The following is a 16401-nucleotide window of genomic DNA, read 5'->3' as shown; positions in this document are numbered from 1 at the left end:
CCTGAAAACTCTCACTTGTTCGTCACTTTACGGCGCGACGAGGCGTCGCTAACACGGCCGTTGCTACGGTGATCAGCACGTTTTATGCCATCCCATCACATTGCTGAAAGCAAAGCGCATCCAATGCGAAAGTAATGGTTTGCGGAACCCTCCCTCGTGAACCGCATTCTTTGCGTGCCTCGCCCAAATAGAAAGAAAAAGCGTGCTGACAAGAGTTGTCGTCTCGGTCGTGAACTTCTGCACCCGGTTTGCCCTGCCGGTGGTGCTCGTTTGTGTGCTTCTTTCGATTGGCGCGAGCTATTACACGGCGAAGAATTTCTCGATCAATACAGACATCAACAAGCTGATCTCGCCCAATCTCGATTGGCGTCAGCGCGACATTGCCTTCGATAAGGCCTTCGACCAGGAGCGCCTGATTATCGCGGTGGTTGAGGCGCCCACGCCTGAATTCGCCAATGCCGCAGCCAATGCGATGGAAGCGAAGCTGGTCACCAACAAGACGGATTTCGACTCGGTTCGCCGATTGGATGGCGGAGCGTTCTTCGAGAAAAACGGCTTGCTGTTCCTGCCGACCAAGGAAGTTGCGCAACTGACGGGCCAGTTCCAGCAAGCTGCTCCCCTGATTGAAATCATGGCCGGCGATCCCAGTCTGCGCGGTCTCACCGGCGCGCTGGAGACCGGTCTTACCGGCATTCGCCGCGGGCAGCTTCAGCTCGACGCTGCAGCGCCGACCTTCAACGCCGTTTCGCAAACCATCGAGGACGTGCTGAAAAACGGCAAGGGCACCTTCTCATGGCGGGGGCTGGTCAGCGACAAGCCTCTGACGGATGGCGACAAGCGTGGCTTCATCGAAATCAAGCCTATCCTCGACTTCAACGCGCTTGAGCCCGGCAAGACCGCGACAGATGCGATCCGGCAGGCTGCCATCGACCTGAACATCGCTGGCGAATACGGCGCACGCGTGCGGTTGACCGGCCCGGTCCCCATCGCAAACGAGGAATTCTCCACCGTGCAGGATGGAGCCATCGTCAACGGGATCGGTACGGTTTTGATCGTGCTGGTCATCCTCTGGATGGCGCTGCACTCGGCCAAGATCATCGGTGCCGTGTTCGCAACGCTATTCGTGGGCCTCGCCACAACCACCGCCGTCGGTCTCATGATGGTGGGGTCGCTGAACCTGCTGTCGATTGCATTTGCCGTGTTGTTCGTCGGCTTGGGTGTCGATTTCGGCATCCAGTTCAGCGTGCGTTACCGCTCCGAGCGTTACAAGAACGACAATCTGCCGCTCGCTTTGACGAAGGCGGCCGAATATTGCGCCGTGCCGCTGTCGCTCGCCGCTTTCGCAACGGCTGCCGGCTTTCTGTCGTTCCTGCCGACCGATTACAAAGGCGTGTCCGAACTCGGCAAGATCGCCGGCGCCGGCATGATGATCGCGTTCCTGACCAGCATCACCGTTCTGCCGGCATTGCTCGACCTCTTGAATCCCGCGGGCGAAAAGGAGCCCGTCGGTTATGCGTTCCTGGCACCTGTCGACCGTTTCCTGGAAGAGAAGCGCTTCTGGATTATCGGCATCACACTGGCGCTCACGATCGCCGGTCTGCCATTGCTCTACTTCCTGAAGTTCGACTTCAATCCGATCAACCTGCGCAATCCGAACGTCGAGTCGATCGCGACCTTCCTCGATCTGCGCAAGGATCCGAACACCGGCGCCAATGCGGTCAACATCATGGCGCCGAACGAGGCCGCTGCGAAACAGGTCGAAGAACGTCTCTCCAAGGTCCCGGAAGTTGCTCGTACGATTTCGCTCGGCAGCTTCGTTCCTGAGGATCAGCCCGCCAAGCTGAAGGCGATTCAGGAAGGCGCGAAAATTCTCGAGCCGGCTTTGAATCCCGAGTCGATCGACAAGGCGCCGACCGATGCGGAAAACGTCACTTCTCTGAAGGACTCGGCGGCGAGCCTGCGCAAACTTGCGGGAACGCAGACCAGTCCCGGCGCCGTCGCCGCGAAGCGTCTGGCGGATGCGTTGGCCAAGACCGCCGATGCAAGCCAGCCTGTTCGCGATCAGGTGCAGGCGACCTTTGTGGTGCCGCTCAAGCTCGCGTTGGGGCAGTTGCGTAATCTGATGCAAGCGAGCCCGATCAGTTTGCAGACCTTGCCAGCCGAATTGGTGAATTCGTGGAAGACCAAGGATGGCCAGATCCGCGTGGAGGCGCAGCCCAACGGCGATCCGAACGATAACGACACATTGCGCAAGTTCGCCGATGCCGTGCTGAAGTCCGAGCCGCTCGCCGTCGGTGGTCCGATCTCTATCCTGAAGTCGGGCGACACCATTGTCACCGCCTTCATTCATGCGGGCATCTGGGCGCTGCTTTCGATCTCGTTGTTGCTGTGGCTGGCTTTGCGGCGCATCAGCGACGTGCTGCTGACTATCGTTCCCTTGCTGGTGGCGGGAACGGTCACGCTGGAGATCTGTGTGTTGATCGGCTTGCCGCTGAACTTCGCCAACATCATCGCGCTGCCGCTGCTGCTCGGCGTCGGCGTGGCGTTCAAGATCTACTATGTGACGGCCTGGCGGGCAGGCTACAAGAACTTGCTGCAGTCATCGCTGACACGCGCGATTTTCTTCAGCGCGCTGACGACTGCCACGGCGTTCGGCAGCCTGTGGCTGTCGAACCATCCGGGCACCGCGAGCATGGGTAAACTGCTCGCTATGTCCTTTGTCGTGACGCTGGCGGCCGTGCTGCTCTTCCAGCCGGCTCTTATGGGTAAGCCGCGCGAGACTAGTGAGTGACCTTGTTGATTTCGGGCAGCAGGCAGATATCGCCGATATCGGCCGGCTGTCCCGGCACCGGCGCTGCAGCGGTTTTCTGACCGGCAGGAGCGGCGGCCTTGGGGGCGCCGGCAGCGGGAGCCGGTGCAGCCTTGGGTGCAGCAGCAGCTGTCGGAGTAGCCGCTGGGGCCATCTTGCCGCCGGTGGCGGCGCCTGCCTTGGGCAGGGCGCCCTTGGCGGTGAGGTTCGAGGGGCTCGATGGAATCGACGGGCCTACGCGCGTCCAGGTCTGACCGCCGCACAGGAAACCAAGGACGCATCCTTCGATTTCAAGTTCGTCAGCAGTATCACCGAGCTTGATCGTCGATTTATAGAATTTTCCGTCCTTGGCATTGTAGACCTGACCCGCCCATTTGTCGTTTGCGGCATTCTTTTTCATGTCCAGCAATGTCACGATGCCCAGAGTGGGGCGGGCCTTCTTGGTGGCATCGGGATTGTTCTTGTCGATCCCGCCGGGGGTCTTTTCCCAGGCTACGGCCCCCCACATGCTGCCACCGCATTCGGCAACACGAATATGCGCGACGCCGTCCTCGACCTTCCAATCGCCGGTCGGATCAGCTGCAAATGCGGGAGCCAGCCCTGCTGAAAACAAGCCTGCCGAAAAAAGGATTCCGCAATATGTAAGAGTACGCGTAGTAATGCGTGGGCGCTGCAACATGTTTAGACCTATGCTTAAGTAGCGGTTCTCGGCGAAGTCAAATCGCCGCATTTACGGTTTTCAGTTGACGAAGCGACCATCAACCGACGTATGTAACTCATGGTATATCCGAATCTAGACGTTTCCGAGATGTTTGTTGAACGGGAGGCGCAGCGTAGCTCGATGCATACGCGCCATCTTAATGAACAGCTCGTTCGAGTCCTCAAGACCATCGGATATGACGTTGGCTTTCAGCGAGGCATCGGCCAGTATTTGTTCGATCGGGACGGCGCCCGTTATCTCGATCTACTGAGCGGATTTGGCGTTTTTGCGATTGGCCGGAACCATCCGGTGATGCGGAATGCGCTCAAAAGCGTGCTCGACGCCGACATGCCCAATTTGGTGCAAATGGATGTTTCCACACTCGCAGGTATCCTCTCAGAGAAGCTGCTGGAAAACGTCCCCTATATGGACAAGGTGTTTTTCGCGAACTCGGGCGCGGAAACCGTCGAGGCGGCGATCAAATTTGCTCGCAATGCGACCGGCCGCGACGGGATCGTATATTGCGATCACGCCTATCACGGACTGACCTATGGCGCGCTGTCGCTGACCGACGACACCAATTTCCGCACCGGCTTCGGCCCGCTGCTCTCGGGCTGCACCACGGTGCCATTCAACGACCTCGAAGCGCTGGAGAAGGCGCTATCGTCCAAGCAGGTTGCCGGCTTCATCGTCGAACCGATCCAGGGCAAAGGCGTCAACCTGCCCACCGACGAATTCCTGTCGGGCGCCGCTGCGCTGTGCCGCAAATACGGCACGCTGTTCATCGCCGATGAAATCCAGACCGGCCTCGGACGCACCGGAAAATTTCTGGCGATCGAGCATTGGAATGTCGAACCCGACATGATCCTTCTGGCAAAGGCCTTGTCGGGAGGTCATGTTCCTGTTGGCGCGCTGCTGACGCGAAAAAGCATCTTCGACAAGATCTTCAACCGGATGGATCGCTCGCTGGTCCATGGTTCGACCTTCGGCAAGAACGATCTGGCGATGGCCGCCGGTATTGCCACGCTGGAGATCATGAAGCACGAGAAGCTGGTCGAGAACGCGGCCAAGCGCGGTGCCGAATTGCGGCTCGCTCTGCAGAACATGATTCCCGAATTCGAGCTTCTGAAGGAAGTGCGCGGTAAGGGCCTGATGATCGGTGTCGAATTCGGCCCGCCGAAGTCGCTGCGCCTCAAGGCATCATGGAACATCCTGGAGTCGGCCAGCAAAGGCCTGTTCTGCCAGTTGATCACCGTACCGTTGTTCAAGGAGCAGAAGATCCTGACTCAGGTCTCCGGCCACGGCAGTCACACGATCAAGCTACTGCCGCCGCTGGTGGTCACCGAGGACGACGGCAAGTGGATCGAGAACTCGTTCCGTACGGTGATCGCCGACAGCCATAAGGTTCCTGGTGCGATCTGGTCGCTCGGCAAGACGCTGGTCGACAACGCCGTGCGGAAGTCAGCCTAGGTTTCAGCTTGCTCCTGTTGCAAGTTCGACCTTGCTGCCGAAATCAGCAAGTTCATCCGCGTTCAAATCGCTGACTGCCCAATAGGTCAGGCCGCGCTCGCTCCAGTGGCGAATGTTGAAGCCCTGAACGGTCTCGATCCTGGCCGCGCGTGATTCTGCATTTGTCGTCTGTGCAACGAACAGATTGATCACATGGGTGCGCCGCCGGTAGACGATGGCACCGATCGTTCGTCCATTGACATAATCAAGCCGCCCGCCGATGAGCGTGAAACCTTGCGCGGTGAGATCGACAACCGGCGGCGCCACGTCAAGCCGACCGTTGAACCAGGGCTTCACCGTGTGCTGATCGGTGGAAAGCACGTCGGTGAGATGTCCGGCCTGCAGCGCGCGCAGATGTGCCGACACCACCTCCGAAAGAATGCGCTGCTCGTCTTCATGGCGAAGCACGACGACGACGAGGCCGGTCGCAGCCACGGCGGACAACACCGATCCCATCGCGAAGCCCTTCAGCACGGCGCGACGATTTGGCGTGTGAGCCTTGGGGAGCGCTGCTTCGATGCGCCGGCGTAGCTGTGGAGGCGCCGTAAAATGCAGATCGCTGGCGGCCATTGCGGATCGCATGTCGCGATAGGCGTTCAATTGGGTAGCGCAGCGTTGACACGTGGCAATGTGTGCCTCGACCTCACGGACATGCCCGGCATCAAGCTCATCATCGAGCAATGCGTGAAGAAGGATCTCGGCCTCGTCGCAGGTCATTTGTACGGCTCCTCTTCAGCCGTCCACGCGGTACGGAGCATCGCGCGTGCGCGGGCGAGGCGTGACATCACGGTGCCGATGGGCGCGCCGACGATGTCGGAAATCTCCCGGTAAGACAGGTTTTGCATTTCTCGCAGCACGAGGATTTCTCTGAACGGCTCGGCAAGCGCGCTTACGAGACGCTGGATCGTCGTGGCATCGCGACGTCGGAGCAATTCCGCTTCCGGTGAAGCTTGTGCCTCGTGCCAGAGCGGCGGCGCTTCCTGCGACTCTGCCTCGGTGATTTCGGCGATCGCGGTTGGTGAGTTCACGCGGCGGGCGAACTCCGCATGGCAGATATTGCGCAGGATGGCGAACAGCCATGGTTTGATTGCAGGGCCACGATAGCTGTCGAAATGTTTCAGCGCGCGCAGATAGCACTCCTGGACGGCGTCTTCGGCGGCGTCGGCATCGCGCAGCAGATAGCGGGCCAGTGTATAGACGTCGTCGAGGCATGGCAGCGCAGCCTCGCGAAAACGGCGCGTCCTTTCGCTATCGTCGTCAGCTCTGTGCGCTGGCATCGACTTGTCCTTGCCGACCGATGCCCGGCTGCCGGGTTTCCAGAGGCCGGGCATCGTTGTGATGCCTTGGTTTTGGCGGTTACTCAACCTTGATCATCCCCGTCATATGCGGATGCAGCGAGCAAAAATACGCGTAGTCACCTGGTGACGTGAACGTGAAGGAATAGCTGTCGTCAGTGTCGAGTGTTTTCGACCTGAATTTTCCGGCTGAGACCACGGCGTGCGGGATGTCGTCTCGGTTCTTCCAGGTGACGGTCGTGCCGACCTTGATGGTGAGCTGCGCCGGCTCGAAGGTGAAGTTGTCGATCATCACCGCGAGGTCTTCGCAGCGCGCCGCTGTCATGCAAGCGGTCATGACGGCAAGAACGGCGACACGGATGCAGATGTTGCGTAAGGCGACGGATGTCATGTTGCGATGCCCTCAGCCTTGCAACGGGGTATCGATGATGGCGAGGCGTTCATCGCCGGGTTTGAAGATGATGCTGGCGATGCCCAGCAGGCCGCGTAATTTGTCGTCGGCCACCTTCATGGGGCCGGGTGAGGGCGCTGTCCCCGGTGCCGGTTGTGGAAACGCAGTAGAGCGTGCGGTGTGGAACGTGACGTTGCCTTCCACTTTCTGCATCACCTGATGGATATGGCCGTTCAGCACCGTGACCGAGCCGAAGCCCTTGAGGTAGTCCAGCGCACGTGCTCCGTCTTCGGTGCCCCATCCCCAGGTCGGATAGACCGTCCAGAGCGGGATGTGCGCAAACACCACGATAGGTGTCGATTTCGATCGGCGGCGAAGATCGTCTTCCAGCCACGCGAGTTGCTCGGCGCCGAGGTTTCCAAGTCCGCCCGCTTTGAGATCGACGACGTTCACAAGCCCGATGAAGTGTACGCCGCTTGCGTCGAAGGAATACCAGCCGGAGCCCTTGGTCCCACGTCCGTAGCGCTCGCGATAGAGCTTGACCTCCTCGTCGATGAAATCATGTTCTCCCGGAACGTAATGCACATCGAGCCGCGCCTGCGAGATGATGCGGTCGGCATCGTCGAATTCGGAGGCCTTGGAGAGGTGGCTGATATCGCCGGTATGGATCATGAACGACGGCTTCACCGGCATGGCTTTGATCCGGCCGATGGCTTCCTCGAGCGTACCGATGGCGTTGGGATTGGCAGGCTTGTCGAAGCCGATATGGCTGTCACTGATCTGCAGGAACGTCAGGCCGGTGGGCTCTGCCGCTTGTGCTGAATCAATGAGTCCAAGGGCGTGCGGAACGCCGCCGGCGATGCTCCAGAGCACACCAGTGCCAGCCCACGTCATGCATTCCAATACCTTTCGACGGCTAAGTCTCGGGTCGTCCTGGGAATGATCGTGATCGAATGCACTCATCGCCAATCTCCATCGCCCTGGATTGGGCTATGGGGACTGGATCGGCGAAGGCGGAAATTTATTCCCGCCGAACGAGGTTATCGCGAATCCGTGATGATCATCGATGCGCCTTTTTCCGCGATCATCGCGGTCGGCGTGTTGGTATTGCCCGATGTAATCGTCGGCATCACCGAGGCGTCCACGACGCGCAATCCGGAGATCCCGTAAAAGCGCAGCCGCTCGTCCACCACGGCCATCGGGTCCGAGGCTGTGCCCATCTTCGCGGTCCCGACAGGATGGAAGATGGTGGTGCCGATATCGCCGGCGGCCTTGGCCAGGGACGCCGCATCGTCGCCAACCGATGGCCCCGGCAGATATTCTTCGGGATGATAGGCGGCGAGCGCCTGCTGCTTCATCAACCTGCGTGTCACGCGGATCGCATCGGCAGCAACCTGACGGTCGTCGTCTGTCGAGAGGTAGTGGGGAGCAATTGCGGGTGCGTCATCGGGCTTCGCCGAGCGCAGTTTGATCTCGCCGCGCGATGTCGGCTGCAGATTGCAGGCAGCAATGGTGATCGCCGGAAAGCGATGCAGCGGATCGCCGAATTTGTCGAGCGAGAGCGGCTGCACGTGAAACTGGATGTTGGCGCGTTCGCGATGGGCATCGGAGCGCGTGAAGATGCCAAGCTGCGATGGCGCCATGGTGAGCGGCCCGCGGCGGCGAAGCGCGTAATCGACGCCCATCCAGCCACGGCGGAACAGATTGTAGTAGGTCTCGTTCAGCGTGCGCACGCCGGAGACCTTGTAAATCGCGCGCTGCTGCAGGTGGTCCTGCAGGTTACGACCGACGCCCTGACGATCGAGTGTGATGTCGACACCAGCGGCGGACAGCCACTCCGCGGGTCCGATGCCGGAGCGCTGCAACAGATGCGGCGAGCCAACCGCGCCAGCACACAGGACGACTTCACCCCTGGCGCGTGCCTCGATCTCTTGGCCGTTCTGGGTGAAGCGTACGCCGACGGCGCGGCCGTTTTCGACGATCAGGCGATCGACCATCACCTTGGTTTCGAGCCGCAGGTTCGGGCGGTGCAGTGCGGGCTTGAGAAAGCCGCGGGCCGACGACCAGCGCCGACCGCGCTTCTGGTTGACGTGAAAATAGCCGATGCCTTCATTGTCGCCGGTGTTGAAATCGGCGGTCTTGCGAATGCCCATTTCAGCCGCAGCATTGCCGACGGCGTCGAGTACCTTCCACGACAGCCGTGGTTCTTCGATGCGCCAGCCGCCGCCTGCGCCATGGTGTTCGCTGGCGCCAAGGAAATGATCTTCCAATGTCTTGAACGCCGGTAGCACATCGTCATAGCCCCAGCCATTGAGGCCGAGCTGGCGCCAGTGATCGTAGTCGGCCGCCTGGCCGCGCATCGAGATCATGGCATTGATCGCGGAGGAGCCACCGATCACCTTGCCGCGCGGATAGGCCAGCGCGCGGCCATTGAGGCCGGGCTCCGGCTCGGTGCGAAACATCCAGTCGGAGCGGGGATTGCCGATGGCAAAGAGGTAGCCCACCGGAATGTGAAACCAGATCCAGTTGTCGTTGCCGCCGGCCTCCAGGATGAGGACGCGCTTGCCGGGATCTGCCGAAAGGCGATTGGCGACGATGCAACCGGCGGTACCCGCACCAACCACGATATAATCGAAATCACCCTCGAGCCGTGTCGTCATCGTTTCCCTGCCGCATCCGTTTCACGGTCTCACCTGCCGTGCCGAAAGGGATTAACGAGGCGGCGGGCGTCTGTACAGCGTGTGATGGGGCCGGTGGGGTGGGCCGTTGGCACGCGACATGCTAGACAAGGATATCGCCGTTCCACCGCATCGAGACCTTGACCCATGCCCATCATCAATCGTGTCGCCGATCTGCAACCGGAAATCATGGCCTGGCGCCGTGACCTGCATGCCCATCCCGAACTGATGTATGACGTGCACCGGACCGCGGGCTTCGTGGCGGAACGACTGAAGGAGTTCGGTTGCGACGAAGTTGTGACGGGCCTGGGACGAACGGGTGTCGTGGGCGTCATCAGGGGCCGCAAGCCGGCCTCGGGCGAGCACAAGGTGATCGGGCTGCGCGCCGACATGGACGCGCTGCCGATCGAGGAAGAGACCAATCTGCCTTACGCCTCGAAGACCCCCGGCAAGATGCATGCCTGCGGTCACGATGGCCACACGTCCATGCTCCTGGGAGCGGCGCAATATCTCGCCGAAACACGCAATTTCGCGGGCGATGCCGTCGTCATCTTCCAGCCGGCCGAAGAGGGCGGTGCGGGCGCGGCGGCGATGATCAAGGACGGCCTGATGGACCGTTTCAAGATCGATCAGGTCTATGGCATGCACAACAATCCCGGCATGCCGGTCGGCTCCTTCGCGCTGCGTCCGGGTCCGATCATGGCGGCGATGGACCGCATCTCGATCCAGATCGAGGGCAAGGGTGGCCATGCCGCCTATCCGCACAAGACCATCGATTCCGTGCTGGTCGGCTCGCAGCTCGTGATGGCGCTGCAGACGATCGTTTCCCGTACCGTCAATCCCCTGGAATCCGCGGTGCTGTCGATCTGTGAATTCCATGCCGGCCATGCCAGCAACGTCATCCCGGCGACCGCTGAACTGCGCGGCACCGTGCGAACGTTGAACGCCGAAGTGCGCGATCTCATGGAGAAGCGCATGAATGAGGTGGTCAACGGCGTCGCGCTGCAGACCGGCGCGAAGATCGTGCTCGACTATGACCGCGGCTATCCCGTGGTGGTCAACCACCGCGCCGAGACCGACATGGCGGTGCGGGTCGCCAGCGAAATCTCCGGGGCTGAGAAGGTCAATATCGACATGCCGCCGGTGATGGGCGCCGAAGACTTCGCCTATATGCTGGAAGCGCGCCCCGGCGCCTTCATCTTCTGCGGAAACGGCGACAGCGCCGGGCTGCACCACCCCGCCTATAATTTCAACGACGACGCCATCGTCTACGGCACGTCCTATTGGGTGAAGCTGGTGGAGACCACGCTGGCGGCCTGACAGCGGGCGTCCACGCAATGATTTTTAATAGTTGCGTCACAACCTCAGGAACAAGACACAACAGGTGACGTTGAGCCGCGGGAAACAACCCCTGGCTTAACGGAGTGCGCGTCATGGCGACTAAGGACAAAGACCTCAACGACCTCTTTCTCGATACGCTCAAGGATATCTACTTCGCGGAAAAGCAGATCCTGAAAGCCCTGCCGAAGATGGCCAAGGCCGCAACCTCGGACAAATTGCGTGCCGCTTTCGAAAAGCACCACGACGAAACCGAAGGTCAGGTCGAGCGGCTGGAGCAAATCTTCGAACTGCTCGACAAGCCCGCCCGCGGCAAGACCTGCGACGCCATCATGGGCATCCTCGACGAAGGCAAGGAGATCATGGACGAGTACAAGGGTACGAGTTCGCTCGATGCCGGCCTGCTTGCTGCGGCACAGGCCGTCGAACACTATGAGATCTCGCGCTATGGCACCTTGAAGGCCTGGGCCACGGAACTCGGTATGAAGGACGCGGTGCGGCTGCTCGACGAGACGCTCAATCAGGAAAAGAAGACCGATGAGTCATTGTCGGTGCTGGCGAAATCGGCAGTCAATCTGGCTGCTGCGGCGTAGACTAATTTGCATCGGTGGCGCTTGCTTAACCTCTCTCCGCTCTGCGCGGGGAGAGGTCGCCGCGTCTTCGCGGCGGGTGAGGGGCATGGCAAGGTGCTCACCTCGACTACACAATTTGCGGATCGCAAGAGCCCCTCACCCCAGCCCTCTCCCCGCAAGAGCGGGGCGAGGGTGCTCAAGGCCGTCGCGTGGCGTTGAACTTTACTCTGCGGCCTGTGCGTAGTCTTCCATCGGCGGACACGAACAGACGAGGTTGCGATCGCCATAGACGTTGTCAACGCGGCCAACCGGGCACCAGTATTTGTCGGTGCGTGAGGTCCCAGCCGGGAAGCAGCCTTCGGCGCGTGTATAAGCGCGCTTCCAGTCGTCATCCGCGATATCGTGCACCGTATGCGGTGCATGACGCAGCGGCGACGCCTCGACGGTCCAGCGGCCGCTCTCGATATCCGCGATCTCCTTGCGGATCGCGATCATCGCCTCACAGAACCGATCGAGTTCGAGTTTCGATTCCGATTCCGTCGGCTCGATCATCAGCGTTCCCACGACAGGAAAGCTCATGGTCGGCGCGTGGAAGCCGTAGTCGATCAGGCGCTTGGCAATGTCGTCGACGGTGACGCCGGCGGACGTCTTGAATGCGCGCGGATCGATGATGCATTCATGCGCCACACGTCCTTTTTCGTTGCGATACAGCACCGGGAAATGCGGATGCAGCCGGGTGGCGATGTAGTTCGCATTAAGGATCGCAAGTTCGGTGGCCGAGGTGAGGCCTGCACCGCCCATCATCAGGATGTAGATATAGGAGATCGTCAGGATCGATGCCGAGCCATAGGGTGCGGCCGACACCGGACCCACCGGTACATCGCCGTTGGCCGAGGGATGACCGGGCAAATAGGGCGCCAGATGCGCCTTGACGCCGATCGGGCCCATGCCCGGCCCGCCGCCGCCATGCGGGATGCAGAAGGTCTTGTGCAGGTTGAGATGGCTGACATCAGCGCCGTAATCGCCGGGCCGCGACAGGCCGACCTGCGCATTCATGTTGGCGCCGTCGAGATAGACCTGACCGCCATTGGCGTGGACGATCTCGCAGATCTCCCGAATATGCTCCTCGAACACGCCGTGGGTCGACGGATAGGTGATCATGATTGCCGCGAGATTGGCGGCATGCTTCTCCGCCTTGACGCGAAGGTCGTTGACGTCGACGTCACCGCGCTTGTCGCAGGCGACGACAACCACGTCCATATTGACCATGCTGGCCGAGGCAGGGTTGGTGCCGTGCGCCGATGACGGGATCAGGCAGATATTGCGATGGCTGTCGCCGCGCGCCGCGTGATAGGCGCGGATCGCGAGCAGGCCGGCATATTCGCCTTGCGCGCCGGAATTGGGCTGCAGCGATACAGCGTCGTAGCCAGTGATGTCGCACAGCCACTTTTCCAGTGTCGCGAAAAGCTGGTGATAGCCGGCGGCCTGTTCGCGGGGCACGAATGGATGCAGCGAGCCCCAAGCGGGCCAGGTCAACGGCATCATCTCGGTGGTCGCGTTCAGCTTCATGGTGCAGGAGCCGAGCGGGATCATCGCGCGATCGAGCGCCAGATCGCGGTCCGAGAGCTTCCGCATATAACGGAGGAGTTCGGTCTCGGAGCGATGGCTGTGGAAGACAGGATGGGTGAGGAAGGCCGAGCTCCGCTTCAGCGAGGCGGGCAGGGCGTCGCTGACGCCATGCTCGACGTCTGAATAGCCAAGCTTGCCGCCGAAGGCGCGCCAGATGGCTTCGACGGTTTCCGGCGTCGTGGTTTCATCGAGCGCGATGCCGATGGTGCCGTCACCGATGCGCAGGTTGATCTTCTCGGCCTGGGCTGCGGCAATGATGCCGTCGCGCTTGTTACCGACCGTCACGGTAAGCGTATCGAAGAACGCTTCGCTCTCAGGCGCGAAGCCGAGCTTCTTGAGGCCGGCGGCCAGCACCAGTGTGCGACGATGGACCGTGCGGGCGATGTGCTTGAGGCCTTCGGGGCCATGATAGACCGCATACATCGACGCGATGACGGCGAGCAGCACCTGCGCGGTGCAGATATTCGACGTCGCCTTCTCCCGGCGGATATGCTGTTCGCGGGTCTGCAGCGCCAGACGATAGGCGGGCTCGCCCCGGGAATCGATGGAGAGGCCGACAAGGCGGCCCGGGATCGAGCGCTTGATCGCGTCGCGGACCGACATGTAGCCGGCATGCGGACCGCCATAGCCCATCGGCACGCCGAAGCGCTGCGCCGAGCCGATCGCGATGTCTGCGCCGAGTTCGCCTGGCGAGGCCAAAAGCGTCAGCGCCAGCAGGTCGGCGGCGACGACGGCGAGCGCGCCCTTCGCTTTAAGGGCGGCGATGGCCGGCTTGAAATCGCGCACGATGCCCGTCGTGCCGGGATATTGCAGGATCGCGCCGAACACATCGGCTTTATCGAGGTCAGTGAGTGGATTGCCGATCTGAAGCTTCCAGCCGAGCGGCTCGGCGCGGGTGCGCAGCACCGCGAGGGTCTGCGGATGAACTTCATGATCGACGAAGAAGGTTTTGGTCTGAACGTTTGAGGCGCGCTCGGCCAGCGCCATGGCTTCCGCAGCAGCGGTCGCTTCATCGAGCAGCGATGCATTGGCGACGTCGAGACCGGTGAGATCGCAGATCATGGTCTGGAAGTTGAACAGTGCCTCGAGTCGGCCCTGACTGATCTCCGGCTGATACGGCGTATAGGCCGTGTACCAAGCCGGGTTCTCCAGGATGTTGCGCTGGATCACCGTCGGGAGAACCGTGCCGGAATAGCCCTGGCCGATCAGTGACGTGAACACCGCATTCTTGGCCGCCATCTCGGTCATATGCGCCAGCGCCTCGGTTTCGCTGAGCGCGCGGCCGAGATCGAGCGGCGTCTTCTGGCGAATTGAGGCAGGGAGCGTCTCGCCCATCAGTGCGGACAGGCTTTTCGCGCCGACCGTTTCAAGCATCACACGAATATCGGCTTGCGAAGGGCCGATATGGCGGCGGACGAAATCGGTGGCGACGTCGCCGGAAGATTTGTTCAGGGTCATCTGTTGTTCCTCGAACGAATTTCAGAAGCTGGTCGTGCCCGGCATTCGCCGGGCATGACGACTAGGCGGTGTGGGCTTTGTAGGCGTCGGCATCCATCAGGCCTTCGAGCTCGCTCTTGTCAGCGAGTTTGAGCTTGAAGAACCACGCCTTGCCGTCGGCATCGGAATTCACCAGCGCAGGCTCGGCGGCGAGCGCGTCGTTGATCTCGACGACCTCGCCGGTGATCGGCGCATAGACGTCGGAGGCGGCCTTGACCGATTCGACCACGGCGGCGGCTTCGGCCTTCTTCAGTGCGCGGCCGACTTTGGGTAGTTCGACGAACACGACGTCGCCGAGCTGCGACTGTGCGTAATCGGTGATGCCGACGGTGACGACGTCGCCGTCAATCAGGAGCCATTCGTGGTCTTCGGTGTACAGGGTGGTCATGGATCAGTTCCTCAACGCTTGTAGCTGTGGGGGACGAAGGGCATGGGTGACACTTTCATCGGCATGCGCTGGCCGCGCAGTTCGGCGAAAACGGTGGCGCCGTCGGCTGCCTGCGCGCTGGGCAGATAGCCCATTGCAATTGGCGCGCCGAGACTGGGGCCGAAGCCGCCCGAGGTGACGCTGCCGATCGATTCGGTGGAGGTCGCATCCGCGAACAGCAGCACACCTTCGCGCACTGGCGCGCGGCCTTCCGGCAGCAGACCGATGCGCTTGCGCGGCGCGCCTCCATCGAGCTGCGCCAGGATCTTGTCGCTGCCGAGAAAACCGCCGGCGCGGGCGCCGCCGGTGCGGCGACTCTTCTGGATCGACCAGTTCAACCCGCCTTCGACGGGCGTGGTCGTCGTGTCGATGTCATGGCCGTAGAGGCACAGCCCGGCTTCGAGACGCAGGCTGTCGCGGGCGCCGAGGCCAATCGGCAGGACGTCGGGATGATCGAGCAAGGCGGAGGTAAGGGCCTCGGCCTGATCGTTCGGGATCGAGATCTCGTAGCCGTCTTCGCCCGTATAACCGGAGCGCGAGACGAAACAGGCAATGCCGTTCACCTGATGCGGGCCAGCATCCATGAACTTCATCGCCGGCGCTTCCGGGCAGAATTTTGCCAGCACATCCGCGGCCTTTGGCCCTTGCAGGGCGATCAGTGCACGGTCGGGCAGGGTCTCGATAATGCAGCTGTCGGAGAGATGCGCGCGCAGATGCGCCTCGTCCTCGTCCTTGCAGGCAGCGTTGACCACCAGAAACAGGTGATCGCCGAAATTCGCCACCATCAGGTCGTCGAGAATGCCGCCGGCCTCATTGGTGAACTGGGCATAACGCTGACGCCCCGGTGCCAGCGCCAGAATGTCCATCGGCACCAGCTTCTCGAGCGCCAAGGCCGCATCTTCGAGTTTGCCGGACTTCGCCCGCAAGGTGAGCTGGCCCATATGGGAAACATCGAACAGTCCCGCGGCCCCGCGGGTGTGGAGATGCTCCTTCAGCACGCCGGTGGCGTATTGCACTGGCATGTCATAGCCGGCGAAGGGCACCATCTTGCCGCCACGGGCGATGTGGAGGGCGTGCAGCGGCGTTTGTTTTAAAGTTGAGGGTTTAGCGGTCGCTAGCATATCGACAGCAGACATGTGACGGGTCCTCGCGGTTCCCCGGGACCATTCCCGGAGTGCCTGTACGAGCCCCATCTGTCGCTGTGCCTGAGAGTATTATCCCGTCGGCGGACGCCATCGGCCCGTTCGGGCTCAAAGGCATCTCTTTCCAGATGCTAACCTGTCACGCGGTCCTTTTGCCTGAGAGTTTCCGGGGCGGTTGCTCCTTCGGCGCCGGCCCAAACGGGGCCGGTCTCTCCCGACGTGACGTCTTTCAACGCCGGCACAAGAGCATGCGTTCCCTGAATCTGTCAACGCGGTTCCGGCACCTATCAACGGCCCTGTGCTGCTGCGGCAAGCCCCTGATCCGCTTGAATGATCCCTTGTCATCCCCTTGCACAGTTTCTGGACAGGCCTAGTGCCGCCGGTCTAAAAGCAACCGGTTGTGGCATTGGCCGG

General features: G+C 61.4%; 13 protein-coding genes and 1 riboswitch. Of the genes, 4 read left to right on the top strand and 9 right to left on the bottom strand.

The genetic code is table 11. From position 1 onward, the window contains the following. Positions 1-202: 202 nt before the first annotated feature. Positions 203-2791, top strand: coding sequence for an MMPL family transporter (locus AB8B20_RS09565; RefSeq protein WP_175367946.1), 2589 nt, complete (start codon positions 203-205; stop codon positions 2789-2791). Here AB8B20_RS09565 and AB8B20_RS09560 read toward each other — a convergent pair. Then, on the bottom strand, positions 2781-3488 hold the full coding sequence (locus AB8B20_RS09560) for a DUF2147 domain-containing protein (RefSeq protein ID WP_231080001.1): 708 nt from the start codon (positions 3486-3488) through the stop codon (positions 2781-2783). The genes AB8B20_RS09565 and AB8B20_RS09560 overlap by 11 nt on opposite strands. A gap of 99 nt (positions 3489-3587) precedes the next feature. Here AB8B20_RS09560 and hpnO point away from each other — a divergent pair, with 99 nt between their 5' ends. Next, positions 3588-4979, top strand: coding sequence for an aminobacteriohopanetriol synthase HpnO (gene hpnO / locus AB8B20_RS09555; RefSeq protein WP_089265067.1), 1392 nt, complete (start codon positions 3588-3590; stop codon positions 4977-4979). A 3-nt stretch (positions 4980-4982) separates the two neighbouring features. Here hpnO and AB8B20_RS09550 read toward each other — a convergent pair whose 3' ends face one another. From AB8B20_RS09550 to AB8B20_RS09530, 5 genes are all read right to left on the bottom strand, one after another. Next, positions 4983-5735 carry an anti-sigma factor family protein gene (locus AB8B20_RS09550; RefSeq protein ID WP_439072388.1) on the bottom strand — a complete coding sequence of 251 codons (753 nt, stop codon included), beginning with the start codon at positions 5733-5735 and terminating at the stop codon, positions 4983-4985. Next, positions 5732-6295 carry a sigma-70 family RNA polymerase sigma factor gene (locus tag AB8B20_RS09545; RefSeq protein WP_439073054.1) on the bottom strand — a complete coding sequence of 188 codons (564 nt, stop codon included), beginning with the start codon at positions 6293-6295 and terminating at the stop codon, positions 5732-5734. Before AB8B20_RS09545 ends, AB8B20_RS09550 begins: the two co-directional genes overlap by 4 nt. A gap of 79 nt (positions 6296-6374) precedes the next feature. After that, positions 6375-6704 carry a cupredoxin domain-containing protein gene (locus AB8B20_RS09540; RefSeq protein WP_089265065.1) on the bottom strand — a complete coding sequence of 110 codons (330 nt, stop codon included), beginning with the start codon at positions 6702-6704 and terminating at the stop codon, positions 6375-6377. Between the two features lie 12 nt (positions 6705-6716). Next, on the bottom strand, positions 6717-7667 hold the full coding sequence (locus AB8B20_RS09535; protein ID WP_439072387.1) for a metallophosphoesterase family protein: 951 nt from the start codon (positions 7665-7667) through the stop codon (positions 6717-6719). A gap of 77 nt (positions 7668-7744) precedes the next feature. Continuing rightward, a complete protein-coding gene (locus AB8B20_RS09530; RefSeq protein ID WP_093756521.1) occupies positions 7745-9364 on the bottom strand; it encodes a GMC family oxidoreductase in 1620 nt (539 codons plus the stop codon). A gap of 165 nt (positions 9365-9529) precedes the next feature. Between AB8B20_RS09530 and AB8B20_RS09525 the strand changes: the two genes are divergently transcribed. Further along, positions 9530-10702 (top strand): M20 aminoacylase family protein, encoded by a 1173-nt coding sequence (locus tag AB8B20_RS09525; protein WP_093756520.1) that lies wholly within the window; start codon positions 9530-9532, stop codon positions 10700-10702. A 113-nt stretch (positions 10703-10815) separates the two neighbouring features. Continuing rightward, positions 10816-11313 carry a YciE/YciF ferroxidase family protein gene (locus tag AB8B20_RS09520; protein ID WP_068735876.1) on the top strand — a complete coding sequence of 166 codons (498 nt, stop codon included), beginning with the start codon at positions 10816-10818 and terminating at the stop codon, positions 11311-11313. 201 nt (positions 11314-11514) lie between these two features. Here AB8B20_RS09520 and gcvP read toward each other — a convergent pair whose 3' ends face one another. The 3 genes from gcvP to gcvT form a co-directional block, all read right to left on the bottom strand. Beyond that, positions 11515-14379, bottom strand: a complete 2865-nt coding sequence (gene gcvP, locus AB8B20_RS09515) for an aminomethyl-transferring glycine dehydrogenase (RefSeq protein WP_439072386.1) — start codon at positions 14377-14379, stop codon at positions 11515-11517. 61 nt (positions 14380-14440) lie between these two features. Next, positions 14441-14806 (bottom strand): glycine cleavage system protein GcvH, encoded by a 366-nt coding sequence (gene gcvH / locus AB8B20_RS09510; protein ID WP_116663020.1) that lies wholly within the window; start codon positions 14804-14806, stop codon positions 14441-14443. 11 nt (positions 14807-14817) lie between these two features. Beyond that, positions 14818-15981: a glycine cleavage system aminomethyltransferase GcvT gene (gene gcvT / locus AB8B20_RS09505; RefSeq protein WP_439072385.1), complete on the bottom strand. Its 1164-nt coding sequence runs from the start codon at positions 15979-15981 to the stop codon at positions 14818-14820. Positions 15982-16121: 140 nt separating this feature from the next. Beyond that, positions 16122-16215: riboswitch (glycine riboswitch) on the bottom strand. Positions 16216-16401 lie beyond the last annotated feature (186 nt).

It is taken from the genome of Tardiphaga sp. 866_E4_N1_4, from assembly GCF_052076075.1.
In the GTDB taxonomy this organism is placed as follows: domain Bacteria; phylum Pseudomonadota; class Alphaproteobacteria; order Rhizobiales; family Xanthobacteraceae; genus Tardiphaga; species Tardiphaga robiniae.
The sequence above is the reverse complement of the archived record's forward strand: the minus strand, read 5'-3'. Positions and strand labels throughout refer to the sequence as shown.

Bases quoted from the DNA above. Each gene is read 5' to 3' on its own strand.
- AB8B20_RS09545 (WP_439073054.1), bottom strand. From the start codon at position 6,295: ATGCCAGCGCACAGAGCTGACGACGATAGCGAAAGGACGCGCCGTTTT.
- gcvP (WP_439072386.1), bottom strand. From the start codon at position 14,379: ATGACCCTGAACAAATCTTCCGGCGACGTCGCCACCGATTTCGTCCGC.
- gcvH (WP_116663020.1), bottom strand. From the start codon at position 14,806: ATGACCACCCTGTACACCGAAGACCACGAATGGCTCCTGATTGACGGC.
- AB8B20_RS09525 (WP_093756520.1), top strand. From the start codon at position 9,530: ATGCCCATCATCAATCGTGTCGCCGATCTGCAACCGGAAATCATGGCC.
- AB8B20_RS09530 (WP_093756521.1), bottom strand. From the start codon at position 9,364: ATGACGACACGGCTCGAGGGTGATTTCGATTATATCGTGGTTGGTGCG.
- AB8B20_RS09520 (WP_068735876.1), top strand. From the start codon at position 10,816: ATGGCGACTAAGGACAAAGACCTCAACGACCTCTTTCTCGATACGCTC.
- AB8B20_RS09560 (WP_231080001.1), bottom strand. From the start codon at position 3,488: ATGTTGCAGCGCCCACGCATTACTACGCGTACTCTTACATATTGCGGA.
- hpnO (WP_089265067.1), top strand. From the start codon at position 3,588: ATGGTATATCCGAATCTAGACGTTTCCGAGATGTTTGTTGAACGGGAG.
- AB8B20_RS09550 (WP_439072388.1), bottom strand. From the start codon at position 5,735: ATGACCTGCGACGAGGCCGAGATCCTTCTTCACGCATTGCTCGATGAT.
- gcvT (WP_439072385.1), bottom strand. From the start codon at position 15,981: ATGTCTGCTGTCGATATGCTAGCGACCGCTAAACCCTCAACTTTAAAA.
- AB8B20_RS09540 (WP_089265065.1), bottom strand. From the start codon at position 6,704: ATGACATCCGTCGCCTTACGCAACATCTGCATCCGTGTCGCCGTTCTT.
- AB8B20_RS09535 (WP_439072387.1), bottom strand. From the start codon at position 7,667: ATGAGTGCATTCGATCACGATCATTCCCAGGACGACCCGAGACTTAGC.